Annotated in this window: 1 protein-coding gene and 1 pseudogene; both read right to left on the reverse strand. The window is 76.8% G+C overall.

Annotation, left to right across the window (positions count from 1 at the left end; all coding sequences use genetic code 11):
- Nucleotides 1-24: 24 nt before the first annotated feature.
- Nucleotides 25-999, reverse strand: a complete 975-nt coding sequence (locus IF73_RS0136960; protein ID WP_199806789.1) for an ABC transporter ATP-binding protein — start codon at nucleotides 997-999, stop codon at nucleotides 25-27.
- A gap of 20 nt (nucleotides 1000-1019) precedes the next feature.
- Nucleotides 1020-1534, reverse strand: a pseudogene (locus IF73_RS0136965) (NYN domain-containing protein); the annotation flags it as partial.

Genomic DNA, 1534 nt, shown 5'->3' on the forward strand with positions numbered 1-1534 from the left:
CGCCGGGGGCGGGAGGGGTGGCGCTCACGCCTTCACCAGCCCTTCGCGGGCGGCGCCGCCGAGGGCCAGGTAGACGTCCTCCAGGCTGGGCGTGGCGAGGGTGAAGTCGTCGAGGGCGGCGAAGGCGGCGCCGCCGGTGACCGCGGCGACGGCGGCGCGGGCCTCGTCGGGGGCGAGCCGGAGGACCCAGCGGCGGCCGGTCTCCTGGGCGCGGTCGCGCAGGGCGGCGACCTCGGGGAGGCCGAGGGGGGCGGATTCGCGCCACAGCAGCTCGACGCGGACCTCGCCGGCGACACGTTCCTTCAGTCCGGCGGGGGTGTCGCAGGCGATCACCCGGCCGCGGTCGAGGACGGCGACCCGGTCGAGGACGGTCTCGGCCTCGATGACGTTGTGGGTGACGAGGAGGACGGTGGTGCCGTGTTCGGCGCGGCGGCGGTCGACGGCGGCCCAGACGGCGCGGCGTGCGACCGGGTCCATGCCGGTGGTGGGCTCGTCGAGGACGAGGACGGGCCGGTGGCCGACGAGGGCGGTGGCGAAGCAGGCGAGCCGGCGCTGGCCGCCGGAGAGCTTCTTGAGGGGGCGGCCGGCCAGCTCGGCGAGGCCCAGCTCGTCGAGGACGGCGTCCCGCTCGGCGCGGGCCTCGGCGGCGCTGAGGCCGCGCAGCCGGCCGGTGGTCTCGGCGGCGAGGGTGACGGTCAGCTCGTCGAGCGCGGTGGACTCCTGGCCGAGGTAGGCGAGGAGGCGGGCGGCGCGCTCGGGGTGGCGGACGAGGTCGTGGCCGAGGAGCGTGACGGAGCCGGAGTCGGGGCGCATCAGCCCGGTGAGCTGGCGGACCAGGGTGGACTTGCCGGCTCCGTTGGGGCCGAGCAGGCCGAAGATCTCGCCGCCGCGCACGTCGAGGCTGATCCCGTCGGTGGCCCGCACCTCGGGGGTCGCGGGCGTTCCGCGTCCACCGCGCGTGGCGGGGTACGTCTTGACCAGATCCCGCACCGCGCACACCGTACTCACGGGGGAAGAGCCTACGGGGTCGCCGGTCCGGGTCCGGGCGCGGGGGCGGGTTCGGCGGCGGCGTGGACGTCGATCTCGCGCCAGAAGCCGGCGCGGATGGCGTACCGGTCGTGCTCGTCGATCTGGTCGTCCTTGTGGGCGAGGAGTCCGAACCGGGCGGCGTAGCGGAGCAGTTCGCCGTCGATGCGGTGGGGGATGCGGGGGTAGAGGACGGAGAGCTTCTGGACGTGGCTCTGTTCGGGGAGCCGTTCCAGCCACCGGCGGGCGAACACCTGCCCGACCTCGAAGGGGTCGCCGCCGACGGTGGTGATGTCCTCCTCGCGGTCGGCCCAGCGCTGCTCGGCGCTGGTGAGCTGGGCGAGGGTGGGCAGCGAGGCGGTCTCGGGCGGCTCGCCGAGGGCGGTCGGGGGCCGCTCGACCCAGCCCCGGTCGGAGGACCAGCGCAGGGCGCTGGCCGCCTGGGGCGCGGTGGGGTGCGGGGCGGGCGAGGGGGCGGCGGGGCGCAGTCCGGCGAGGTCCTTGGGGG

Origin of the sequence: Streptomyces sp. NRRL F-5727 (assembly GCF_000719555.1) — a bacterium.
Lineage (GTDB): Bacteria > Actinomycetota > Actinomycetes > Streptomycetales > Streptomycetaceae > Streptomyces.